This is a genomic window from Allobosea sp. TWI1241, from assembly GCF_039673065.1.
GTDB lineage: Bacteria > Pseudomonadota > Alphaproteobacteria > Rhizobiales > Beijerinckiaceae > Allobosea.
Genome location: NZ_JBDJKW010000001.1, coordinates 519,967 through 543,282, shown reverse-complemented (window position 1 = coordinate 543,282; position 23,316 = coordinate 519,967). Strand labels below are relative to the sequence as shown.

The following is a 23,316-nucleotide window of genomic DNA, read 5'->3' as shown; positions in this document are numbered from 1 at the left end:
ACGAAGCAACCGGCGTGCCGCGCCGGGGAAAGGGCATTCTCACGATGACGGACGGCGCTTCCGCGATGGACAGGCTGCTCGGCTCGCTGGCCGGGGCGAAGCGGCGCGGCCTGCCGCCGGTCGAACGCTGGAACCCGCCCTTCTGCGGCGATCTCGACATGCGCATCACCCGCGACGGCACCTGGTTCTATCTCGGCACGCCGATCGGCCGGCCGGCGCTGGTCAAGCTCTTCTCTTCGGTATTGAAGCGGGAGGGCGACGGCTATTTCCTGGTGACGCCGGTCGAGAAGGTCGGGATCACGGTCGAGGATGCGCCGTTCCAGGCGGTCGAGATGGCGGTCGAGGGCGAGGGCGACGGTCGCCGCATCCTGTTCCGCACCCAGGTCGACGATCTGGTGACGGTCGGGCCGGAGCATGCGCTGCGCTTCGAGCGGTCGCGTGGCGACGGCGTCACGCCCTACGTTCACGTCCGGCGCGGGCTGTGGGCCAGGGTGACGCGGGCGCTGACTTACGATCTGCTGGCGCTCGGCGAAGAGCGCGGCATCGACGGCGAGGCGCAGTTCGGCGTTGCGGCCGGCGGCCTGTTCCATATCGTCGCACCGGCAGCCGAGTTGGGCGGTGAAGGCGGAGAGGCCTGATGGCGCGCGGCCTCCTGCTGCCGGGCCGCGACTGGTCGGCCGCCGACATTCCGCGCATCCTCGCCGGCCATCTGCGCGAGGCGCCGCCGGCACCGGGCGACCTGATCGCGCGGCCGCGCGGCGACCACGACCTGCAGGAAGGACCGGTGGAGATCCCCGACGAGGCGAGCGCGATCGAGGCGGCGGTGCTGGTGCCGATCGTGCTGCGCAAGGAGGGGCCGACCATGCTGCTGACCCAGCGGTCGGCGGCGCTGCGGGCGCATTCGGCACAGATCGCCTTTCCCGGCGGCCGCATCGACGCGGTCGATGGCTCGCCGCTGGTCGCGGCGCTGCGCGAGGCCCAGGAGGAGATCGGCCTCGCGCCGGAGCGGGTGCGCACCGTCGGCTATCTCGACGCGTATCTGACCGGGACCGGCTATCGCGTCACGCCGGTGGTCGGGCTGGTCGAGCCGCCGCTCGACCTCACGCTCAACCCGCATGAGGTCGACGAGGCCTTCGAAACGCCGCTCGCCTTCCTGCTCGACCCGGCGAACCATCAGCGCCACGGGCGTGAGTGGAAAGGCCGCTATCGCAGCTACTATGCGATGCCGCATGGCGACCGCTATATCTGGGGGGCAACGGCCGGCATGATCCGCAACCTCTACGAGCGTCTCGCCGGCTGATCCTTCGCAGAACTGGCAGGTCGATGGTCCGCACGCTGATCGAGGAAATCCTCCTCTTCGTCCTGCCCTTCTGCGTCTTCGCCGGCTATCTCATCGTCCGCCGCCGCAATCCCTTCCGCGTCGAGGCGTGGAGCGGGCACCTGTTCTGGCTCTCCACGCTCGGCCTCGTGCTCGGCATCGCCTTCTTCATCTACAGCGGCCTGGTCGCGCCGCGGCACAAGGGCGCCTTCGTGCCGCCCCATGTCGAGAACGGCCGGCTGATCCAGGGCCAGTTCGATGACTGAGGCGCAGGCCGCGCGCCTCGCCGCGCTGCTGGCCCGTCCCGAGGTCGCCGCCGTCCTCGCCATGCTCTGCCGCGACGGCGAGGCGGCGCGGCTCGTCGGCGGGGCCGTCCGCAACGCGCTGCTCGGCGAGCCGGTCGCCGACATCGACATCGCCACCACGGCTCTGCCGGAGGAGGTGATGCGGCGCGCCAGGGCGGCGGGGCTGAAGCCGGTGCCGACCGGGCTCGCCCATGGCACGGTGACGGTGGTGGCCGAGGGCGTGCCGGTCGAGGTTACGACGCTGCGGCGCGATCTCGAGACCGACGGGCGGCATGCCGTCGTCGCCTTCGGTCGCGATTTCCGCGAAGACGCGCTGCGGCGGGACTTCACCATCAACGCGCTCGGCCTCGATGCCGATGGCGGGCTGCACGATTATGCCGATGGACTCGCCGATCTGGCGGCGCGGCGCCTGCGTTTCATCGGCGAGGCCTCGCAGCGCATCGCCGAGGATTATCTACGCATCCTGCGCTTCTTCCGCTTCCATGCGCGCTATGGCGCCGGCGCGCCCGATCCTGAAGGGCTCGCCGCCTGCATTGCCGGCCGCGCCGGGCTGTCTGGCCTGTCGCGCGAGCGGGTGCGGGCCGAGACGCTGAAGCTCCTCGTCGCGCCGGGCGCGGTGGCGACGCTCCAGGCCATGGCCGGTGCCGGGCTGCTGATGCCGGTCATCGGCCGTGTACCGCGTCTGACGCGTTTCGCCGCCATCGCCGAGGAGCCGGGCGAGGGCGTCCATCCCGCCTTCCGCCTCGCCGCCCTGGCCGTCGCGACGCTGGAGGACGCCGAGGCCCTGCGCGCGCATCTGCGCCTCTCCAACGAGGAGGCCGAGCGCATCGCCGCCATCGCTGGCGCGCTGGAGGCGCTGTCGGGACGGGCGGCCCTGCCGGAAATCGCCGCGATCCGCATGGCCGCCACCCGCTTCGGACGCGACGGGACGGCGGCTGCGCTGGTGCTGATCGGCGCCGGCGGGCGTGAGGCCGGGCCGGTTGAAAATCTGATCGCGGCGCTGGCGCGGACGCCGCCCTTCCTGCCCAGGGGCAAGGACGTGCTGGCGCTGGGCGTGCCGCCCGGCCCCGAGGTCGGCCGGGCGCTGGCGGCGGCGCGCGCAGCCTGGATCGCCGCAGATTGCCCGGCCGGGCGTGAGGCTCAGCTGGCGCTGCTCGCCGAGGCTGTGGCGCTCACGGCCACCTGACGGTCGGCGGCATCGAGGACAGGATCGAGGCGACGTTGCCGCCGGTCCGGAGGCCGAAGATGGTGCCGCGGTCGTAGAGCAGGTTGAACTCGACATAGCGGCCGCGCCGCACCTGCTGCTCGTGCCGGTCGGCCTCGGTCCAGGGCGTCGCCATGTTGGCGCGCAGGATCGCCGGATAGCTCGCGAGGAAGGCCTCGCCGACCGCCCGGGTGAAGGCGAGATCGGCCTCCGGATCGCCCGACCAGACATAATCGTAGAAGATGCCGCCGATGCCGCGCGGCTCGCCGCGATGCTTCAGGAAGAAGTACTCGTCGCACCAGGTCTTGAAGCGCGCATAGTCTGCGACGCCGGCATGGGCCTCGCAGGGTGCGCGCATCGCGGCGTGGAAGGCCTGCGCGTCGGGGTCCTCCTGCGTGCGCCGGTGCTCCAGCACGGGGGTCAGGTCGGCGCCGCCGCCGAACCAGGGCTTGGTCGTCACGACGAAGCGCGTGTTCATGTGCACGGTCGGCGCGTGCGGGTTCCAGGGATGGGCGATCAGCGAGATGCCGGTGGCGTGGAAGCGCGGATCCTCGGCCGCGCCGGGAATCTGCGCGGCGAACTCCGGCGCGAAGCTGCCATGCACCGTCGAGACGTGGACGCCGACCTTCTCGAAGACGCGGCCGGTCATCATCGCCATGACGCCGCCGCCGCCCGGCGCGCCGTCATGGTTGGTGCGCTGCCAGGGAGTGCGCACGAAGCGGCCCGGGCGATCGGTCTCGGGCGGGAAGGGGCCCGTCGCCTCATCCTCGATCTGCTCGAAGACAGCGCAGATCCGATCGCGCAGCGTCGCGAACCAGGCGCTGGCGCGCGGCTTCATCGCTTCGGCCAGGGCCATGGCCTCCCCGCTCGCAGGCCTGTCGCGGCTGTCGTCCATCACTCGCTTCCTTCCGTCATGGCGGGCGGCGCGAAGCCGCCGAGCTGCCGCAGCGCCTCGCCCATTACCATCGCCGCGGCGAGCGCGACATTGAGGGATCGCACCTCCGGGCGCATCGGCACCCGCACGCTGGCATCGGCCGCGGCGTAGACCTCCGGCGTGACGCCGGCCGATTCGCGCCCGACCATGACGATGTCGCCCGGCCGGAAGGCGAAGTCGACATGGGCGGTCGCGCCATCGGTCTCGGCCAGGATGAGCCTCTGCCCGCCGGCCGTGCGCCAGCGCTCGAAGGCGGCGAAGGAAGCGTGACGGGCGACGGCGGCGCGGGCGAGATAGTCCATGCCGGAGCGGCGGAAATTGCGATCGGACACGTCGAACGCCGCCGGCTCGACGATGTCGACGCCCAGCCCGAGACAGGCGGCCATGCGGATCATCGTGCCGGTGTTCTGCGGGATGTCCGGCTGGAAGAGGGCGAGGCGCAGCATGGCCGCGTCATGCGCCGGGGGACTGGCCGCGGTCAAATCGGGCGGATGCCATGCTCTGGCCTTGCCGTGTCAGGGGGCCCATATAGCGTGCCTGCCGTTCTGCGCGCCGCTGCCCCGGGAGGGCGCCTGTCTCGATGTTCGCACCGCTCTTCCGCTTCCTCGAAAGCCGGATCGACGTCTTCGCGCCCTTCGACGAGCGCGAGACGCCGCCGCGCGGCGTGTTCGCCTTCATGTGGCACCACATCAAGGGCGTGAAGTCCTGGCTGGTGCTGATCATGCTGTCCGGCCTCGCCTTCAGCGGCATCGAGGCGGCGCTCTACCTGATGGTCGGGTGGTTCGTCGACCTGCTGAGCTCGCATTCGCCGCAGGAGGTCTTCGCCTCGCATGGCTGGCTGCTCGCGGGCGCAGCCTTCCTGATCGTGGTGGTGCGGCCGCTGGTCTATTTCGTCAACCACGCCATCGTCGACCAGGTCGTGGTGCCGCAGATCACCAACCAGATCCGCTGGCGCAACCATGTCTACACGCTCGGACACGCGCTCTCCTATTTCCAGAACGATTTCGCCGGCCGTCTGTCCTCGCGGGTGATCCAGACCGGGCAGGCGATCCGCGGCGCCACCATCGAGGTCATCGACGATCTCTGGTACGCGCTGGTCTTCGCCTCGGTGGCGATCGGTTTCTTCGGCTCGACCAGCCCGTGGCTGGCTCTGCCGGTGCTGGTCTGGCTCGCCGGCTATGTGGCGCTGCTGGTCTATTTCGTGCCGCGGGCCAAGCGCCGCTCCGAGGCCAATTCGCATGGTCGCTCGGCGACCACCGGCCGTGTGGTCGATGCCTACACCAACATCCTGACGGTGAAGCTCTTCGCCCGCGCCGACGCCGAGCGCTCGGCCGTGCGCGAGGCGCTGACGCGTTGGAACGCAGCCTTCCTTGACCTGTCGCGGCTGATCACCGGCGTCAGCGTCATCCTGCAGACGATGAACAGCTTGCTGATCGTCGCGATCGCGGCGCTGAGCCTGCAGCTCTGGAGCCAGGGCGCGATGACACCGGGCGGAGTCGCGGCCGCGATCGGCCTGGTGCTGCGGCTGGTGACGATGTCGACCTGGCTGATCCATCTGGTGCGCGGCGTGTTCGAGAACATCGGCTCGGTGCAGGAGAGCATGGAGACCATCGCGCGCCCGCACGATCTCGCAGATCCGCCGGGCGCCAGGGCGCTCGAGGTCCGCCAGGGCGGGGTGCGCTTCGAGCAGGTGCGCTTCAACTACGGCCGGCCGAGCGGCCTGTTCGAGGGGCTCGATCTGACGATCCGGCCCGGCGAGAAGATCGGCCTCGTCGGCCCCTCGGGCGCCGGCAAGTCGACGCTGGTCAACCTGCTGCTGCGGCTCTACCCGCTCGATGGCGGCCGCATCGTGATCGACGGGCAGGACATCGCCCAGGTCTCGCAGGAATCGCTGCGGGCGCAAATCGGCATGGTCACGCAGGACAACTCGCTGCTGCACCGCTCGATCGGCGACAATATCGCCTATGGCCGGGCCGGGGCGAGCGCGGAGGAGGTGGCGGCGGCGGCGCGGCAGGCCGCGGCGCACGACTTTGTCCTCGGCCTCACCGACCAGGACGGGCGCACCGGCTTCGAGTCGCGGGTCGGCGAACGCGGCGTGAAGCTCTCCGGCGGGCAGCGCCAGCGCATCGCCATCGCCCGCGTGCTGCTGAAGGACGCGCCCATCCTGATTCTCGACGAGGCGACCTCGGCGCTCGATTCGGAGGTGGAGGCGGAGATCCAGGCGCAGCTCGCCTTGCTGATGGAGGGCAAGACGGTCATCGCCATCGCGCACCGGCTCTCCACCATCGCCGAGCTCGACCGGCTGATCGTGCTCGACAAGGGCCGGATCGTCGACATGGGCACGCATGCCGAGTTGGTGGCCCGCGGCGGGCTCTATGCGCGGCTCTGGGCGCGGCAGTCGGGCGGGTTCCTGGCGCTCTCGGATGCCGAGGCGACGCCGGCCTGAAGCCCGGCTGCGTCGGGGCTGGCGCGGTCTCCGGCACCTGCGGCGCTAATGCAGGTGCATGCGGCGCGAGCAACAGTAGACTTCGACAAAACTGCATGTCAAAGAGCGCGCAGGCGACGCCTGTCCCGCAGGGGAGGGTGGCGCGCGTCCTATGCGGACGCATGTCGTTATTCAGCCGGCCGTGAGCGCCGGCGGCCGAGCAGGGAACAGGATCGTGGCGCACGCGACCGATAGCACTGGCACCGAACCCACCCGCCGCGACTTTCTGATGCTGACCACCGCCGCCGCCGGCGTCGTCGGTGCGGGCGCCGTCCTGGTGCCGCTGGTCAGCCAGCTCGCCCCCGACGCGCAGACCGTCGCCGCCGGCGCACCGATCGACCTCGATCTGGCCCCGATCGCGGAAGGCCAGGCGATCAAGCTGTTCTGGCGCGGCAAGCTGATCTTCGTGCGTCACCGCACCAAGAAGGAGATCGACGAGGCGCGCGCCGTCAACGTCGCGACCCTGCCGGACCCGCAGGCCGACGCCGACCGCGTCAAGGCCGGCCACGAGCAGTTCCTGGTGGTCTATGGCAACTGCACCCATCTCGGCTGCGTGCCGCTCGGCAATGCGCCCGGCGACCCGAAGGGCGATTTCGACGGCTGGTTCTGCCCCTGCCACGGTTCGCACTACGATTCGTCCGGCCGCATCCGCAAGGGCCCGGCTCCCCTGAACCTGCCGGTGCCGCCCTACGCGTTCACCGCTGACACCAAGATCAAGATCGGCTGAGCTCCGGTAGCGGAAGTCGGCATCGCGCGGAATCATGAGAGCTTGAGGCGAGCAGTATGAGCGGTCACAGCACCTATCAACCGAAGACGGGGATCGAGCGCTGGCTCGATGCGCGCCTGCCGATCGTGCGGCTGACGCATGACTCGGCGGTGTCCTATCCGGTGCCGCGCAATCTCAACTATCTGTGGACCTTCGGCGGCATCCTCGTGTTCATGCTGGTGGCGCAGATCATCACCGGCATCGTGCTGACGATGCACTACACGCCGAACGCCGCGATGGCGTTCAACTCCGTCGAGCACATCATGCGCGACGTGAACTATGGCTGGCTGCTGCGCTACCTGCACGCCAACGGCGCCTCGATGTTCTTCATCGCGGTCTACATCCACATGTTCCGCGGCCTGTACTACGGCTCGTACAAGGCGCCGCGCGAGGTGCTGTGGATCCTCGGCGTGGTCATCTTCCTGCTGATGATGGCGACGGCGTTCATGGGCTACGTGCTGCCCTGGGGCCAGATGTCCTTCTGGGGCGCTACCGTCATCACCAACCTGTTCTCGGCCATTCCGGTGGTCGGCGAGACGATCGTGACCTTCCTCTGGGGCGGTTACTCGGTCGACAATCCGACGCTGAACCGCTTCTTCGCCCTGCACTACCTGCTGCCGTTCATGATCTTCGGCGTGGTCGTGCTGCACATCTGGGCGCTGCATCATGTCGGCCAGAACAACCCGACCGGCGTCGAGGTGAAGGACTACGCCAAGGACACCGTCCCGTTCACGCCCTATGCGACGGTCAAGGACGTGTTCGGCATGGTCTGCTTCATGATCCTGTTCGCCTATTTCGTCTTCTACCAGCCGAACTATCTCGGCCACGCCGACAACTACATCCCGGCGAACCCGGCGGCGACGCCTGCGCATATCGTGCCGGAATGGTACTTCCTGCCCTTCTATGCGATCCTGCGCGCCATCCCGGACAAGCTCGGCGGCGTCATCGCCATGGGCTCCGCGATCGTCGTGCTGGCCTTCCTGCCCTGGCTCGACACCTCCAAGGTCAAGTCGATGACCTACCGCCCGATCGCCCGCCAGTTCTTCTGGGCCTTCGTCATCGTCTGCATCGGCCTGGGCTATCTCGGCGCCATGCCGGCCGAGGGCGGCTACGTCATCGCCTCGCAGATCTTCACGGTGCTGTATTTCGGTTACTTCGTGGCGCTTGCGGTGATCGGAATCTTCGAGCGGCCCGCGCCGCTGCCCACCTCCATCGCCGATAGCGTTCTGAGCGGCTCGGGGGCGCGCATCGCCGCCGCCACCGCCGCCGAACCGCAGTCCAAGGGCTGACGAGACCATGAGCAAGATGTCGCTCCGCCTTTCCGTCGCGGCCATGGCCGCGGGCCTCTCGATCGCCGCCTTCACCGGCCCGGCCTCGGCCGCCGGCGATCGCATCAACCCGCCGCGCGAGACCTGGTCCTTCTCCGGCCCGTTCGGCAAGTTCGACCGCGCGCAGCTGCAGCGCGGCTTCAAGGTCGCCAAGGAAGTCTGCGCGAGCTGCCATGCGATGAGCATGGTGCGCTTCCGCAACCTGTCGCAGCCGGGCGGGCCGGAGTTCACCGCCTCGCAGGTGCAGGCGCTGGCCGCGACCTACCAGATCAAGGACGGCCCGAACGAGCAGGGCGAGATGTTCGAGCGGCCCGGCCGCCCGGCCGACGCGTTCCCGTCGCCGTTCCCGAACGAGATGGCAGCCCGCGCCGCCAATGGCGGCGCCTATCCGCCGGACCTGTCGATGCTGGCCAAGGCCCGCACCTATGAGCGCGGCTTCCCCTGGTTCGTCTTCGACATCTTCACCCAGTACCAGGAGCAGGGGCCGGACTACGTCAAGGCGCTGCTGACCGGCTACACCGAGCCGCCGGCCGGCACCACGTTGCTGCCGGGCCAGAACTACAACACCTATATGCCGGGCCATCTGCTCGCGATGCCGAACCCGCTCAATGACGGGCAGGTCGAGTATCCGAAGGGGCCGGACGGCACCGCTCAGGTTCCGGAGACGGCGGCGCAGTACGCCAAGGACGTCACGGCCTTCATGGTCTGGGCGGCCGAGCCGCATCTCGAGGCCCGCAAGCGCCTCGGCCTGCAGGTCATGCTCTTCCTGATGATCTTCGCGGGGCTGCTCTACTACACCAAGAAGAAGGTGTGGTCGCGCATGCCGGGCCAGGGCGCGGCTCACTGAGCCAGCCGTGACGCGCGCATTTCGACGAGGGCCCCGGTGACGGGGCCCTTCTTTTTTGGGCGGTGACGGATCGAGCGGGGCCGGGCGATTGCACGCCCGTCACAAACTTCCGATCCTGGTCGGTGACGTGTTGCGGGAAGGGTGGACGATGGCTGAGGCGGTTCTAGGCATCATCGGCGGGTCGGGCATCTACGACCTGCCCGGCTTGAGCGAGCTGCGCGAGGAGCGGATCGAGAGCCCCTGGGGCGAGCCCTCCGACGTGCTGCGCATCGGGCGGATGGGGCAGACCAAGATCGTCTTCCTGCCGCGCCATGGCCGTGGCCATGCGATCCCGCCCTCCGAGATCAATTATCGCGCCAATATCGACGTGCTGAAGCGCGCGGGGGTGACCGATCTCGTCTCGCTCTCGGCCTGCGGCTCCTACAAAGCCGAGCTCTATCCGGGGCTTCTGGTGCTGGTCGACCAGTTCGTCGACCGCACCGCCGGCCGGGCGAGCTCCTTCTTCGGCAAGGGCTGCGTCGCCCATGTCTCGCTGGCCCATCCGGTCGGCCCGCGCCTGCAGGAGCGGCTGGCGGAGGCGGCGAGCGCCGAGGCGCTGCCCTTCGTCAAGGGCGGGACGCTGGTCACCATGGAAGGCCCGCAGTTCTCGACGCGGGCGGAATCGCTGACCTACAAGGCCCTCGGTTACGACCTGATCGGCATGACCGCGATGCCGGAGGCCAAGCTCGCCCGCGAGGCCGAGATCACCTATGCGACGGTCGCGATGGTGACGGACTATGACTGCTGGCACGAGGAGCATGCGGCAGTCGACGTCGCCGCGGTCATCGCCGTGCTGCACGCCAATGCCGACAAGGCGCGCCGGCTGGTGGCGCGGCTGGCCCGCGACTTCCCCGCGGAGCGCGAGCCCTGTCCGGCGGGCTCCCACACGGCGCTCGACTTCGCGATCGTCACCGCGCCGGAGCATCGCGACCCGGCGCTGCTGGCGAAGCTCGACGCGGTCGCGGGCCGGGTGCTGGCGGGGCGGAGCTGAGCCGCACTGGCCGGTATCGCGGCCGGTCGGCGTCTGCGGCGTTTCCATCGCGCCGGGATTGGCTCTAAGAGAGACGCCCCAGCCGATGGATACCCTGTGATGGACCGCAGCGCGCTCGCCGATCTGAAGAATGCGATCCGGACGATTCCCGACTATCCGAAGCCGGGCATCCAGTTCCGCGACATCACCACGCTGCTCGGCGACGCGAGGGCTTTCCGCCGCGCCGTGGACGAACTGGTCCAGCCCTTCGCCGGGCTGAAGATCGCCAAGATCGCCGGCATCGAGGCGCGCGGCTTCATCCTCGGCGGCGCCGTGGCGCATCAGCTCTCGGCCGGCTTCGTGCCGGTGCGCAAGAAGGGCAAGCTGCCGCACGAGACGGTCAGCATGAGCTATGCGCTCGAATACGGAACCGACGAGATCGAGGTGCATCGCGACGCGGTGGCCCGCGGCGAGCGCGTGCTGCTGGTCGACGATCTGGTGGCGACGGGCGGCACGGCCGAAGGCGCCGTGAAACTGCTCGCCTCGCTCGGCGCCGAGGTGGTGGCGGCCTGCTTCATCGTCGACCTGCCGGAACTCGGCGGCGCCGAGCGCATCCGCCGGCTCGGCGTGCCGGTGCGCACGCTGGTTTCCTTCGACGGGCACTGACGCGCGAATGCGGATCGCGGGGCGCCATTACCGGACGATCTGGCCCGAGGAGGGCGGGGCGGCCGTCATGGTCATCGACCAGACGCTGCTGCCCTTCCGCTTCGCGACGCGCCGTCTCGCCAGCCTCGCCGAGGCGGCCGAGGCGATCTCGACCATGGTGGTGCGCGGTGCGCCGCTGATCGGCGCGACGGCGGCCCATGGCGTCGCCCTGGCGATGCGCGCGGATCCCGGCGACGCGGCGCTGGCGGACGCGCTCTCCATCCTCGGCGCGACGCGGCCGACCGCGGTCAACCTGCACTGGGCGCTGGCACGGATGCGCGATGTCCTGGCCCCCCTGCCGCCGCGCGAGCGCCCTGCCGCCGCGGCGGCCGAGGCGGCGGCGAACTGCGACGAGGACGTGGCCCTGTGCCGGGCGATCGGCGAGCACGGGCTCGGGCTGATCGCGGCCGTGGCGGCACGCAAGCCTCCCGGAGCGCCGGTCAACATCCTCACCCATTGCAATGCCGGCTGGCTCGCCACCGTCGATTGGGGTACGGCGCTGGCGCCGATCTACAGGGCGCACGATGCCGGGCTGTCAGTGCATGTCTGGGTCGACGAGACGCGGCCGCGCAACCAGGGCGCGGCGCTCACCGCTTATGAGCTCGGCGCCCATGGCGTGCCGCACACCGTGATCGTCGACAATGCCGGCGGGCACCTGATGCAGCACGGCAAGGTCGACATGGTGATCGTTGGCACCGACCGCACCACGGCGACCGGCGATGTCGCCAACAAGATCGGTACCTATCTCAAGGCGCTGGCGGCGCAGGACAACGGCGTGCCCTTTTATGTAGCGCTGCCCTCGCCGACGATCGACTGGCGCCTGAGCGACGGGCTCGCCGAGATCCCGATCGAGGAGCGCTCGCCGCAGGAGGTGACGCATCTCCTCGGCCAGGCGGGCGAGGGTGAGCCTTCGCTCGTCCGGGTCGTCGCTCCGGGCAGCCCGGCGGCGAACCCGGCCTTCGACGTCACGCCGGCCCGGCTCGTCACCGGGCTGATCACCGAGCGCGGCATCGCGCCCGCCAGTTCCGACGGCCTGCGCCGTCTCTTCCCCGAGCATGCCCCGAGGCAGGACAGATGACCGAGACCGCATTGAGAGAAGCCATCGTCGAGGTGGCGCAGGCGATCGACAGGGCCGGGTACTGCCCGTCGAAATCCGGCAATGTCTCGGCGCGCTTCGGCGACGGGCTGCTGATCACCCCGTCGGGCCTGCCCTATGCCAAAACGCGCCCGCAGGACCTGATCCATCTGGCGCTCGACGGGAAGGTGCTCTCCGGCGAGCGCAAGCCCTCGTCGGAATGGCCTTTCCACACCGAGATCTACAAGGCGCGGCCCGACGCCGAGGCGATCGTGCACACCCATTCACCACGCGCCACCGCGCTGTCCTGCGCCCGCAAGGGCATCCCGGCCTTCCACTACATGATCGCGCTCTGCGGCGGCGCCGATGTGCGCTGCGCCGACTACGCCACCTTCGGCTCGCCGGAGCTGGCGGCCAATGCGGTGAAGGCGCTGGAGGGCCGCAAGGCGGTTCTGCTCGCCAATCACGGCGTCATCGCGCTCGGCGCCACGCTGGCCGGCGCGCACGGCATCGTCGCCGAGGTCGAGAACCTGGCGGGGCAGTATCTCGACCTGCTCGCCTCGGGGCTCGAGCCCGCCATCCTCGACGCGGAGGAGATGGAGCGCGTCACCGCCAGGTTCGCCGGCTACGGCAAGCTGGGCTGAGAGAAAGCGGAAACCATGCCCGGGACGCCGGAAACGGCGTCTCACCTGTCGTTAACCGGCCGGTGCCATAAGCCAGTCCATGGAAGTGTCGCGCTACCTGTATGAGTCGCTGGACCTGCTCGGCATCGGGGCATGCGAGTACGATGGCGATCACCGGGCCGTCGGCTGGAACCGGACCTTCCTGCATTTCTTCCCCGAGCATGCCGGCGCGATCCATCCCGGCGAGAGCTATGCCGACAATCTCCGCCGCTTCTACGCCGTGCGGCTGGAGGGCGAGGAACTGGCCGAGCTGGAGCGCTATGTCGCCGAGGGCGTGGCGCGCCATGACGGCCAGACCCAGCCCTTCGAGTTCCTGCATTGCGGCCGGCGCCTGCGCGCCTCCTCCCTGCGCTCGCCCGGCGGCAACCGCGTCAGGCTCTGGCAACTGCTCGCCTCAGGCGATGCGGCTGCCCCGGCCGTGCCCGTGGCGGCGATCCCGGCGATCGAGGCGCTGAGCTATATTCCCGACGGCGCGACGCTGCTCGACGCGCAGGATCGCATCGTCGCGGCCAACGACGCCTTCCGCCAGCTCTACGACATCCCGGCCGACCGCCCGATCGTCGGCGTCAGCCTCGACGAGATCATCGCCGATTGCTGGCGCGGTGCCAGCGCCGGCGGCAGCGCGCCGGTGAGCGTGCGCAACGGGCTGCGCTATGACGGCGCGCCGCTGGAGCTCGAACTGCCGGGCCAGCGCTGGCGGCGGGTGATCGCCCGCCACGCCTCGGACGGCATCGGCTGCTTCATCCACGCCGACATCACCATGGCCAAGCGCCAGCAGATCGAGCTGCTCGCCATGCAGGAGGCGCTGCGTGCCGCCAATGGCGAGCTGGCCAAGCTGGCCAGCACCGACGCGCTGACCGGCCTCGCCAATCGCCGCAGTTTCATGGAGCGCCTGCAGGCGGAGGCCGGCCGCACCGGCCGGCTGGCGCTTCTCCTGGTCGATGTCGACCAGTTCAAGGGCATCAACGACCGCTTCGGCCATCTCGCCGGCGATGCCTGCCTCGGGCTGATCGCCGATGCGATCGCGGCCGAGGTTCGCGAGGGCTATGGCCAGGCTGCGCGCATCGGCGGTGAGGAATTCGCGCTGCTGTTGCCGGGGGCCGATCCGGAGGCGGCATTCGCGGCGGCCGAGGCGATCCGTGCGCGGCTCGGCGCCATCGCCTGGGGGCGCGTGGATGCGAGCGGGCAGCTCGGCCGCGTCACCGTCTCGATCGGCCTGTGCGCCTGCATCCTGCCGGCGTCTGCGACCGAGATCTATGGCTGGGCCGACAGCGCGCTCTACGCCGCCAAGCGCAACGGGCGCGACCGCATCGAATGCGCGCTGGGGCCGGGCGAAGCCGACCGCCGGGCCTCCTGATCAGCCGCTGCGGCGCTCGACGAAGACGCAGCCGTCGAAGCCGAAGACCTCCTCGCCGTTCTGGTTCACGCCGCTGTTGCGGTGGAAGAACAGGCCCCATTGCGGCCGCGAGGCACTGACGCGCTTGCCGATCACGGTCGAGCGGTAGGTGATCCGGTCGCCGACAAAGACCGGCTTCAGCCAGCGCATATTGCGGAAGCCGGGGGAGGGGCCGAGGCGCGGCGCGTCCTGCCCGCCGAAGGCCGCGGCATAGGCGGCCTCCTGCCGGCGCCGGTGCACCACCATCGTCGCCATCCAGCCGGCCGCCGTATGCCAGCCCGAGGCGCACAGCCCGCCGAAGGCGCTGGCGCGGGCCGCCTCGGCGTCCATGTGGAAGGGCTGCGGGTCGAAGGCGCGGGCGAAGGCGACGATCTCGTGCTCGGGAAAGGCGAGGCTGCCGAGCTCATGGCTCTCGCCGACCTCGATCTCCTCGAAGAAGCGCGCCGGCGGGGTCTCGCCGGGCGCGGGCTCGGGGTCGCAGGGCTCGGCAGGGGCACGGTAGACCGGCGGGTGGGCGAGCCAATCGCCGCGCGGGGCGGCGAAATCCGAGCCGCGACGGCCGATCATGATCCAGTTGGTCTGCTCGACGATCGGCTTGTCGTCACGCCCCAGCAATTCGAGCCGGAACAGCACCAGGCCCATCTGCGGCCGCGAGCGCGATTCCTTGGCCTCGACCGTGGTGCGCCGCAGCCGGACATGCTCGCCCGGCAGCAGCGGACGCAGCCATTTGACCTCCTCGACGCCCGGCGCGCCCATGGAGGCGGAATCGAGCAGGAAGGTCTGCGCCATCAGCCGCATCAGCAGGCCGCAGGCATGCCAGCCCGAGCCGATCAGCGTGCCGCCGAAGCTCGCCTTCGCCGCCACCGGGTCGGTGTGGAAGGATTGCGCGTCGAAGCGCGAGGCGAAGGCGATCAGGTCGTCCTGCGAGACGTCGATGCCGCCAGCCTCGACGACCTCTCCGACGACGAAGTCCTCGAAATAGCGCATGGCGGCCTCGAAATCCCGGTCAGTTGGCGAAGCGGAAATGCAGCACGTCGCCATCGGCGACGACATATTCCTTGCCCTCGAGGCGGAACTTCCCGGCCTCGCGCGCCCCGGATTCGCCCTTGTGCGCGACATAGTCGTCGAAGGCGATGGTCTCGGCGCGGATATAGCCCTTCTCGAAGTCGGTGTGGATCACGCCGGCGGCCTGCGGGCCCTTTGTGCCCTTCTCGATCGTCCAGGCGCGCGCCTCCTTCGGGCCTACGGTGAAGTAGGTCACGAGGTTGAGCAGCGCATAGCCGGCGCGGATGACGCGATTGAGGCCGGGTTCGGCCAGGCCGACGGCTTCGAGATAGTCCTTCTGGTCCTCGGGCGGCAGCACCGCGATCTCGCTCTCGATCTTGGCCGAGACCACGACCGCGACCGCGCCCTCCTGGGCCGCCCGTTCGCGGACCTTCTCGGTGAAGGCGTTGCCCTTGTCGGCGCTGGCCTCCTCGACATTGCAGACATAGAGCACCGGCTTGGACGAGAGCAGGCCGAGCTGCTCGAAGGCGCTGCGCTCGTCGGCCGAGGTCTCGACCAGGCGCGCGGGCTTGCCGTCGCGCAGCAGGACCAGGCAGCGGTTCATCAGGTCGAGCGCTTCCTTGGCCTCCTTGTCGCCGGACTTGGCCTTCTTCTCCAGCGGCACGACGCGCTTTTCCAGGCTTTCGAGATCGGCGAGCATCAGCTCGGTCTCGATGGTCTCGATGTCGTCGACCGGCGAGATGCGGCCCTCGACATGGGTAATGTCACCGTCCTCGAAGCAGCGCACCACATGGGCGATGGCGTCGCATTCGCGGATATTGGCGAGGAACTGGTTGCCGAGCCCTTCGCCGCGCGAGGCGCCGCGCACCAGGCCGGCGATGTCGACGAAGGTCAGGCGCGTCGGGATGATGTCCTTGGAGCCGGCGATGGCGGCGAGCTGCTCCAGGCGGGCGTCCGGCACGGCGACGTCGCCGACATTGGGCTCGATCGTGCAGAACGGATAGTTCGCGGCCTGGGCCGCCGCCGTCTGCGTCAGCGCGTTGAAGAGGGTCGACTTGCCGACGTTCGGCAGGCCGACGATGCCGCATTTGAAGCCCATGATCGCTCGTCCTCTGGCCGCGGCGGGCGATGCCGGCGCGGGAAACTGTGATGCTCGCTGCTGCGGCGCGTTATTGGGGGCGCGGCCGCAAAAGACAAGGTCGGGAGCGGCGAGGCCGCCCTGCGCGGCGGGCTCAGTCCGGCTTTTCGCCGAGCCGCTTCACCGCGCCATGGCCGTGCGCCTCCATGAACAGGTGGACCTTGTTCTGGAAGCTGGCGTCGTCATGGGCGGCGAGCAGTGCGGCATTGTCGGCGCAGGCCGTGCACAGATCCTCGACCCAGGGCTCCTCCGCCTTGCCGAAATCGTTCAGCACATAGGCGTGGACCAGCGCCTTGTCGCCGGGATGGCCGATGCCCATGCGCACGCGGCGGTATTCGTTGCCGATGGCCGCCGTGGTCGAGCGCAGCCCGTTATGGCCGGCATTGCCGCCGCCGAGCTTCACCCGCAGCTTGGCCGGGGCGAGGTCGAGCTCGTCGTGGAAGACGACCACGTCAGCCGGGGCGACCTTGAAGAAGCGGGCAGCCTCGCCGATCGCCCGGCCGGATTCGTTCATATAAGTCTGCGGCATCAGCAGCAGCACCTTCTCGCCGCCGATGACGGCCTCCGCCGCCTGGCCCTGGAAGCGGGCGCGCCAGGGCGCGGCGCGGTGCGCACGGGCGATCGCCTCCAGCGCCATGAAGCCGATATTGTGCCGGTTGCGGGCATAGCGCGCGCCCGGATTGCCGAGGCCGGCGAAGATCAGCATCGCGTCCTGTCCCGCATCTCATGCCGTCGATAGCAAAACGGCCGGGCATGCCCGGCCGTCCGCGAGTGTCGTTCGTCCGCTCGGTCGAGCGCCGGGCTCACGCCTCGGGGGCTTCGGCCTCGGCGGGCTCGGCGTCGACGGTCGGCGGCACGATCGTGACCAGCACGAGCGAGTCGCGGTCGCCGGTCAGGGTGACGCCGGCCGGCAGCTTGAGCGCATTGCCGTGCAGCGTGTCACCGACCTCGAGACCCTCGACGGAGACTTCGAGCGCGTCCGGGATGCGCTCCGGCGAGACTTCGATCTCGACGGTGTGCTCGACGATCTGCATGGTGCCGCCGTTCTTCAGGCCGGGCGAGGCGTCCTGGCCGACGACGTGGACCGGGACCTGGACCTTGACGGTCTGGCCGGCCGAAACGCGCAGGAAGTCGACGTGCAGCGGCGTGTCCTTGACGGGATCGAGCTGGTAGTCGCGCGGGATGACACGGGTCTTGTTGCCGTCCACGTCGATCTCGAACAGCGTGGTCAGGAAGTGACCGGCATAGATCATCTGGCGGGTCTTGTTGGCGTCGAGCGCGATGGCGACGGGCGCTTCGCCCGCACCGTAGATCACGGCGGGGGTGAGGCCCTGACGGCGAACAGCCCGGGCGGCCCCCTTGCCGACCTGGGCGCGCGTCGAAGCCTGAATCTGCTTCACGGCGGTCATGATGTGCATCCTTGCTAAATGACAAGGCCGCCTGGCGGCGGCCCTTTCCGATCAGCGCCCCTGCCTCCAAGGGTGTCAGTGGAGCGCTGGCTGCCTCATAGGCGAAAAGGCGCACGATCTCAACCCCGAAAGGGCGGAGGGGCGGCAGGAAGCCTGTCTCAGGCGGCGCTGGCGGCGCCCGGCGCGGCGGTCGTGCCGAGCCGCTCTACCAGCATGCCGACCATGTCGGTCGGCACGGCCTGCGAATAGAGGAAGCCCTGGCCGAGCTCGCAGCCCATGGCGCGCAGGCGGCTTTCCTGCTCGCGTGTCTCGATGCCCTCGGCGACGATGCGCACCCCGAGGCTCTCGGCCATGCCGACCAGCGCGCCGACGATGGCGTTGCTGCGCGCGCCCGTGTCGAGACCGCCGATGAAGGAGCGGTCGATCTTGATGACGTCGACGGGGAAGTCGAGCAGATGGGTCAGCGAGGCGAAGCCGGTGCCGAAATCGTCGAGCGCCACGGTGATGCCGCGCTCGCGCAGCATGGCGATGGTGCGCGCGACGCCGTCGAGCCGGTCGCCCATGATCACCTGCTCGGTGATCTCGACCACCAGCTGCTCCAGCGGCAGCCGGGCCCGGCCGAAGGTGCGCACGATGCGCGGCACGAGATCGCCCTTGAGGAAGTCGGCGGCGGTCACGTTGATGCCGACCGAGGCGATGGCGATGCCTTCCCGCTGCCAGCGCAGCATGTCGGCGGCGACGGCCGAGAGCATCTGGCTCGAGAGGCGGTAGCCGATTCCGGGATCCTGCAGCGCCTCGTGGAATTCGCCGGCGGAGACGATATCGCCATTGGCCAGGCGCAGGCGCGCCAGCGCCTCCAGCCCGCGGATGCGCCCGCTCGCGAGATGCACCACCGGCTGGTAGTGCGGGACGATCCGGGCGTCGTTCAGCGCCTCGTCGACGCGGCGGATGGTCTGGAGGCGGCGCGTCATCGAGGTGCGCAGCTCGTGATGGAAGCGCACGAAGCCGCCGCGCTTGTGCTCCTTGGCGTGATAGAGGGCGAAGTCGACGTTCTGGCGCAGCACGGCGACATCGGTGCCGTCCTCCCCGGCGAGCGTGCCGCCCATGGTCACGCTCGGGTTGATCCGGCTGCCGTCGCAGTCGACCGCGCCCTGCATGCTGCGCAGGATGGCGCTGGCGGCGGAGCGCAGATCGGCGGCGCGGCTGCAATGGGGCAGCAGGGCTGCGAATTCGTCGCCGCCGATGCGGAAGACATTGTCCTTGCCGACGACGCCGGCGATGCGTGACGCCACCGCCTCGATCAGCCGGTCGCCGATGGCGTGGCCGAGCGTGTCGTTGACCGCCTTCAGGCGATCGATGTCGATCATCATCAGCCCGTAGCGGCTCGGGCCGCGCGCGCCGAGGGCCGTGATCGCCTCGTTGAAGCGCGCGCGGTTGGGCAGGCCGGTCAGCGTGTCGAAATAGGCGAGGCGATGGTTGCGGGCATTGACCTCGTCATGCTCGATCGCGATGGCGCAGAGATGCACGCAGGCCGAGACGATGCGGCGCTCGAAGCCGGTCGGCCCGCGCTTCTCGCGATAGTAGAAGGCGAAGCTGCCGACGACGCGGGCGTCGCGCGCCACGATCGGGCTCGACCAGCAGGCCTGCATACCGAGCGCCAGGACGCCGTCGCGGTAGCCGTCCCAGAGAGGGTCGGTGGCGATGTCGGTGACCTCGACCTGCTCGCCGCGGAAGATCGCGGTGCCACAGGAGCCGACCCGCGGGCCGATCGGCAACCCGTCGACGAAGGCGGCATAGGAGGAGGGCAGGCTGGGGGCGGCGAGGGTGAGAAGCCGTTCGTCCGGCGTGCGGGCGAGGACCGAGCAGGTCACGCCCGGCGCGATCGCCTCCACCTGCCGACAGAGATGGTCCATGACCGTGGCGAGGGGCTCGCCGCGGGTGATTGCGACGAGGATCGCATTCTGGAGCGATTGCAGGCGCGCTACGGAGTCCGGTAGTCGCATCATGGGAGGGCTCGCCGGTCGGAATCCGTCGAGCATCGCCGCAAGGCGTGAAGCGGTCGTTAAGCCGGCTCCGGGCCCTGCTGACGGCCTTTATTCACGCCGGCATCAGCCCCAGGCGCTCGTCGCGCCGACGCAGCCAGTGCACCAACGGCAAGGCGAGCAGCACCATCCAGGCCTTGCCGACGATCTGCCCGGCGAGGAAGTCGAGGCTGCCGAAGGCGAGCTGGAGGAAGACGATGCTGTCGACCACCAGCCCCATCACCCCGGAGGCGGCGACGGCGAGCACGAGGTTGCGCCGCTGCAGCGGTGTGTAGACCGCGAAGTCGGCGAGCTCGGAGAGCAGGAAGGCGGTCATCGAGGCGACCACGATCGCCGGCGGGGCGAGGAAGCCGGAGATGATCGTGCCGACCGCAATGGCGCCGAGGCCGACATAGGTGCCGAGCCGGCGCTGGACGATGTCGCGCAGCACCAGAGCGAGGCCGATCATCAGCACGCCGCTCGGTGCCTTGAGGCCGGGCGCCACGGGCACGAGGCAGGGGCCCTGCGGCACGCAGACCGTGCCGGCATTGGCGATCAGCCAGTTGGCGGCCGGAATGGTGAGCGCGAAGAGCACGAGCGCGATCAGGCCCTCGAGGCGCCGTTGCCGGTCAATCGTCATGGTGCGGTCCGCTGTCGTCGGGGGCCAGTTCGTAGGCGGCGAAACCTTTTGCTCGCAAATCGCATGCCGGGCAATGGCCGCAGCCATAGCCCCAGGCGTGCCGCGTCTCGCGATCGCCGAGATAGCAGCTATGGCTCTCCTCGACCACGAGGTCGAGCAGGGGCTCGCCGCCGAGCCGGCGGGCGAGCGCGAAGGTCTGGGCCTTGTCGCGCCACATCAGCGGGGTGTGCAGCACCAGCCGGCGGTCGAGGCCGAGCCCGAGCGCCACCTGCATCGCCTTGACCGTGTCGTCCCGGCAGTCGGGATAGCCGGAATAGTCGGTCTCGCAGACGCCGAGCACGATGTGGCGGCAGTCGCGGCGATAGGCGAGGGCGGCCGCGAAGGTCAGGAAGATCAGGTTGCGGCCCGGCACGAAGGTGGTGGGCAGGCCGGTCTCGGCGAAGCCGATCTCGGCCTCGCGGGTCAGGGCGGTCTCGGAGATCGCGCCCAGCGAGGCGAGGTCGAGCATGTGGTCCCGGCCGAGGCGCGTCGCCAGCTCGGGCACGACATGCGGCAGCGCCCGGCGGATGGTCTCGCGGCAGGCCAGCTCGACGCGGTGGCGCTGGCCGTAGTCGAAGCCGACGGTCTCGACCGCATCGAAGCGTGCGAGCGCCCAGGCGAGCGCCGTGGTGGAATCCTGTCCGCCGGAGAACAGGACCAGGGCGCGCCCGGCCGCCATCAGTCGAACAGGCTGGACACGCTCGTCTCGGCGGCGGTGCGATGGATCGCCTCGCCCATCAGCTGGGCGATCGAGATGACGCGGATGTTGCGCGCGACCTTCACGGCCTCGGTCGGCATGATCGAGTCGGAGATCACCAGCTCCTTGAGCTTGGAGTTGGCGATGCGGGCGACGGCGCCGCCGGAGAGCACGCCATGGGTGATGTAGGCATACACCTCGCGGGCGCCCTGCTCGAGCAGGGCGTCGGCCGCATTCACCAGCGTGCCGCCGGAATCGACGATGTCGTCGAGCAGGATGCAGGAGCGGCCCTCGACCGAGCCGATGATGTTCATCACCTCGGATTCGCCCGGCCGGTCGCGGCGCTTGTCGACGATGGCGAGCGGCGCGTCGATGCGCTTGGCCAGCGCGCGGGCGCGCACCACGCCGCCGACATCCGGCGAGACGACCATGGCGTTCTTCCAGTCCAGCCGGTCCTTGATGTCGCGCGCCATCAGCGGCGCGCCGAACAGGTTGTCGGTGGGGATGTCGAAGAAGCCCTGGATCTGCCCGGCATGCAGGTCGAGCGTCAGGACGCGGTCGACTCCGGCATGGGTGATCAGGTTGGCGACGAGCTTGGCCGAGATCGGCGTGCGGCCCGAGGCGCGACGGTCCTGGCGGGCATAGCCGAAATAGGGGATCACCGCCGTGATGCGCTTGGCCGAGGAGCGGCGCAGCGCATCGACGATGATCAGGAGCTCCATAAGATGGTCGTTCGTCGGGAAGGAGGTCGACTGGATCACGAAGACGTCCTGGCCGCGGACGTTCTCCTGGATCTCGACGAAGACCTCCATGTCGGCGAAGCGCTTCACCTGCGCCCGGGCCAGCGGGACCTCCAGATGCGCGCAGATCGCTTCGGCGAGGGGGCGGTTGGAGTTGCCGGCGACGACTTTGAACGGAGAGGGCATGCCGGGACGCACCAGAAACGCTGAAGAGCTCGGGGGGCGCGGGGGGCACCCCAGTTTCGAAGGGCTCATAACAGCGCGATGACGCCGAGTCGACCGATCGTCGCGATGGCCGTCATGCAAATGTTGCGCTGCGGTAACAGCAGCGGCCGCCTTTCGGCGGCCGCGAAGCGTTCAGTGCGTGACTGCGTCGGTCAGCGGCTTCGTCAGTCCGTGGCCTTGGCGGTGCGCGTGCCTTCGGCTGGGCCGGACGGGCTTGTGGTCAGGAAGCCGGCGATCGCGTCCATCGAATCGGAGGCCGCCTTGGCGACGATGGTCTGGTCGATGCCGGACCAGGGATCGCCGCCGCCGCTGCGCCGGCCGATGCTCTCGCCCTGCACGCGCTGGGCGCGCTTGCGCTTCTCGTCATAGACGTCCCAGACGAAGGCGAGGGCGGTCTGGCCGTCTTCGGTCGGCTGGGCGGTGAGGTAGCCGCGCACCCGGAAACGCGCGGGCTTGTCGCCGGGCACGATCTCCATCTTGCGCTCGGCCGCGGCCTCGCCGAGCAGGCTGGCGAAGGCGGTGGTCACCTGCGTCGGCGCGCCGGAAATGCTGTGCACCGAGACCGGAATGCCGGGCGCATCGACGCGCGGACGCGCCGCGGTGGTGGTTTCCTGGCAGCCGGCCAGCGCCAGGGCGAGCGCAGGGCCCAGGACGGCGCCGCGCACGAGGCCACGAGAAGGAATCGACATGTCGCCTCCCGCCCGCTGCGACGCGGGCCTTGTTTGACGGAAACTCTCCTGCGCCGCCCGTTCTAGGCCCTGATTCCCGCCCGGTCCAGTTCGCAGCCCGCCGGCGCCGTGGACGGGGCACGATTGCGCTGGGGCGGTGGCTTCGCCATATCTGCTGCGCATCTGGACGGCGCGGAGCGCGCGCAAGCGCAGGGTGCCGCAGCGCAGGAGTCATTCCGATGGTCAGTACCAGCAACCGCATCCTCGACGACATCGCCCGTCTCGCCACCGACGCCGCCGGCGCCGCCCAGGGCGTGCGCCGCGAGGTCGAGACCGTGGTGAAGACGCAGATCGAGCGTCTCCTGCGCGACATGGACGTGGTCACCCGCGAGGAGTTCGAGGCGGTGCGCGAGATGGCGCTGCTCGCCCGCGAGGAGAACGACCGGCTCGCCGCGCGCCTCGCCGCGCTCGAGGCCAAGGCCGGCCAGGGCTGACCGGAGCAGGACCGTAAGGTCCGGGGCGGTTGTTGCCGCAAGGTCCGTCAGCCTTGTGGACAGTCCGGTTCGGGGATTGAGCGCAGGGTCGAATCCGCAGAGCCTGCGTCGCGTGTTGGGTTCGTCGTGAATCCGGCGCTATCGTCGATGAAGAGAGGTGATTCGTCGGGACTGCCGCCCAAAAC

At 69.8% G+C, this 23,316-nt stretch carries 25 protein-coding genes; 14 read left to right on the top strand and 11 right to left on the bottom strand.

Going from position 1 to position 23,316, the window contains the following annotated elements; all coding sequences use genetic code 11:
- The first annotated feature begins 14 nt into the window (after window positions 1-14).
- From ABE438_RS02640 to ABE438_RS02625, 4 genes are read left to right on the top strand one after another with little or no spacing between them, the layout of a single operon-like run.
- Window positions 15-638, top strand: a complete 624-nt coding sequence (locus ABE438_RS02640; RefSeq protein WP_465248535.1) for a DUF1285 domain-containing protein — start codon at window positions 15-17, stop codon at window positions 636-638.
- Window positions 638-1,300, top strand: coding sequence for a CoA pyrophosphatase (locus ABE438_RS02635; protein ID WP_346500909.1), 663 nt, complete (start codon window positions 638-640; stop codon window positions 1,298-1,300). Before ABE438_RS02640 ends, ABE438_RS02635 begins: the two co-directional genes overlap by 1 nt.
- 23 nt (window positions 1,301-1,323) lie before the next feature.
- Window positions 1,324-1,584, top strand: a complete 261-nt coding sequence (locus tag ABE438_RS02630) for a DUF6111 family protein (protein ID WP_346500907.1) — start codon at window positions 1,324-1,326, stop codon at window positions 1,582-1,584.
- Complete coding sequence (locus ABE438_RS02625) at window positions 1,577-2,809, top strand: CCA tRNA nucleotidyltransferase (protein ID WP_346500906.1); 1,233 nt, start codon at window positions 1,577-1,579, stop codon at window positions 2,807-2,809. Before ABE438_RS02630 ends, ABE438_RS02625 begins: the two co-directional genes overlap by 8 nt.
- Here ABE438_RS02625 and hemF read toward each other — a convergent pair.
- On the bottom strand, window positions 2,796-3,683 hold the full coding sequence (gene hemF, locus ABE438_RS02620) for an oxygen-dependent coproporphyrinogen oxidase (protein ID WP_465248544.1): 888 nt from the start codon (window positions 3,681-3,683) through the stop codon (window positions 2,796-2,798). The two genes, ABE438_RS02625 and hemF, sit on opposite strands and share 14 nt — an antisense overlap.
- 38 nt (window positions 3,684-3,721) lie before the next feature.
- Window positions 3,722-4,207 (bottom strand): tRNA (cytidine(34)-2'-O)-methyltransferase, encoded by a 486-nt coding sequence (locus ABE438_RS02615; RefSeq protein ID WP_346500902.1) that lies wholly within the window; start codon window positions 4,205-4,207, stop codon window positions 3,722-3,724.
- 134 nt (window positions 4,208-4,341) lie between these two features.
- Between ABE438_RS02615 and ABE438_RS02610 the strand changes: the two genes are divergently transcribed.
- From ABE438_RS02610 to ABE438_RS02570, 9 genes are all read left to right on the top strand, one after another.
- Entirely contained in the window at window positions 4,342-6,207 is a 1,866-nt protein-coding gene (locus ABE438_RS02610; protein WP_346500900.1) for an ABC transporter ATP-binding protein, read from the top strand.
- Window positions 6,208-6,358: 151 nt separating this feature from the next.
- Window positions 6,359-6,973: a ubiquinol-cytochrome c reductase iron-sulfur subunit gene (gene petA, locus ABE438_RS02605; RefSeq protein WP_346500899.1), complete on the top strand. Its 615-nt coding sequence runs from the start codon at window positions 6,359-6,361 to the stop codon at window positions 6,971-6,973.
- Between the two features lie 56 nt (window positions 6,974-7,029).
- On the top strand, window positions 7,030-8,301 hold the full coding sequence (locus ABE438_RS02600) for a cytochrome b (RefSeq protein ID WP_346500897.1): 1,272 nt from the start codon (window positions 7,030-7,032) through the stop codon (window positions 8,299-8,301).
- Between the two features lie 7 nt (window positions 8,302-8,308).
- Entirely contained in the window at window positions 8,309-9,187 is an 879-nt protein-coding gene (locus ABE438_RS02595; protein ID WP_346500895.1) for a cytochrome c1, read from the top strand.
- A 148-nt stretch (window positions 9,188-9,335) separates the two neighbouring features.
- Window positions 9,336-10,217, top strand: a complete 882-nt coding sequence (locus ABE438_RS02590; protein ID WP_346500893.1) for an S-methyl-5'-thioadenosine phosphorylase — start codon at window positions 9,336-9,338, stop codon at window positions 10,215-10,217.
- Window positions 10,218-10,316: 99 nt separating this feature from the next.
- Window positions 10,317-10,862 carry an adenine phosphoribosyltransferase gene (locus ABE438_RS02585; RefSeq protein WP_346500891.1) on the top strand — a complete coding sequence of 182 codons (546 nt, stop codon included), beginning with the start codon at window positions 10,317-10,319 and terminating at the stop codon, window positions 10,860-10,862.
- 7 nt (window positions 10,863-10,869) lie between these two features.
- Window positions 10,870-11,979, top strand: a complete 1,110-nt coding sequence (gene mtnA, locus ABE438_RS02580) for an S-methyl-5-thioribose-1-phosphate isomerase (RefSeq protein ID WP_346500890.1) — start codon at window positions 10,870-10,872, stop codon at window positions 11,977-11,979.
- Complete coding sequence (locus ABE438_RS02575; RefSeq protein ID WP_346500888.1) at window positions 11,976-12,620, top strand: class II aldolase/adducin family protein; 645 nt, start codon at window positions 11,976-11,978, stop codon at window positions 12,618-12,620. Before mtnA ends, ABE438_RS02575 begins: the two co-directional genes overlap by 4 nt.
- A 79-nt stretch (window positions 12,621-12,699) precedes the next feature.
- Complete coding sequence (locus ABE438_RS02570) at window positions 12,700-14,016, top strand: GGDEF domain-containing protein (RefSeq protein ID WP_346500886.1); 1,317 nt, start codon at window positions 12,700-12,702, stop codon at window positions 14,014-14,016.
- Here ABE438_RS02570 and ABE438_RS02565 read toward each other — a convergent pair whose 3' ends face one another.
- The 9 genes from ABE438_RS02565 to ABE438_RS02525 form a co-directional block, all read right to left on the bottom strand.
- A complete protein-coding gene (locus tag ABE438_RS02565; RefSeq protein ID WP_346500884.1) occupies window positions 14,017-15,042 on the bottom strand; it encodes a MaoC/PaaZ C-terminal domain-containing protein in 1,026 nt (341 codons plus the stop codon).
- Between the two features lie 19 nt (window positions 15,043-15,061).
- A complete protein-coding gene (gene ychF / locus ABE438_RS02560) occupies window positions 15,062-16,159 on the bottom strand; it encodes a redox-regulated ATPase YchF (protein WP_346500882.1) in 1,098 nt (365 codons plus the stop codon).
- 133 nt (window positions 16,160-16,292) lie between these two features.
- A complete protein-coding gene (pth, locus tag ABE438_RS02555; RefSeq protein ID WP_346500880.1) occupies window positions 16,293-16,904 on the bottom strand; it encodes an aminoacyl-tRNA hydrolase in 612 nt (203 codons plus the stop codon).
- Window positions 16,905-17,001: 97 nt separating this feature from the next.
- The gene (locus tag ABE438_RS02550) at window positions 17,002-17,607 is read right to left on the bottom strand and encodes a 50S ribosomal protein L25/general stress protein Ctc (RefSeq protein WP_346500879.1); all 606 of its coding nucleotides are present in this window, start codon (window positions 17,605-17,607) and stop codon (window positions 17,002-17,004) included.
- 158 nt (window positions 17,608-17,765) lie between these two features.
- The gene (locus tag ABE438_RS02545; RefSeq protein ID WP_346500877.1) at window positions 17,766-19,613 is read right to left on the bottom strand and encodes a putative bifunctional diguanylate cyclase/phosphodiesterase; all 1,848 of its coding nucleotides are present in this window, start codon (window positions 19,611-19,613) and stop codon (window positions 17,766-17,768) included.
- A 91-nt stretch (window positions 19,614-19,704) separates the two neighbouring features.
- Window positions 19,705-20,268 (bottom strand): VUT family protein, encoded by a 564-nt coding sequence (locus ABE438_RS02540; RefSeq protein ID WP_346500876.1) that lies wholly within the window; start codon window positions 20,266-20,268, stop codon window positions 19,705-19,707.
- Window positions 20,258-20,986 (bottom strand): 7-cyano-7-deazaguanine synthase QueC, encoded by a 729-nt coding sequence (queC, locus tag ABE438_RS02535; protein ID WP_346500874.1) that lies wholly within the window; start codon window positions 20,984-20,986, stop codon window positions 20,258-20,260. Before queC ends, ABE438_RS02540 begins: the two co-directional genes overlap by 11 nt.
- Window positions 20,986-21,930, bottom strand: coding sequence for a ribose-phosphate pyrophosphokinase (locus ABE438_RS02530; RefSeq protein WP_346500872.1), 945 nt, complete (start codon window positions 21,928-21,930; stop codon window positions 20,986-20,988). Before ABE438_RS02530 ends, queC begins: the two co-directional genes overlap by 1 nt.
- Window positions 21,931-22,133: 203 nt before the next feature.
- Entirely contained in the window at window positions 22,134-22,658 is a 525-nt protein-coding gene (locus ABE438_RS02525) for a hypothetical protein (RefSeq protein WP_346500870.1), read from the bottom strand.
- Window positions 22,659-22,876: 218 nt separating this feature from the next.
- Between ABE438_RS02525 and ABE438_RS02520 the strand changes: the two genes are divergently transcribed.
- Window positions 22,877-23,131: an accessory factor UbiK family protein gene (locus ABE438_RS02520; protein WP_346500869.1), complete on the top strand. Its 255-nt coding sequence runs from the start codon at window positions 22,877-22,879 to the stop codon at window positions 23,129-23,131.
- The last annotated feature ends 185 nt before the right edge of the window (window positions 23,132-23,316 follow it).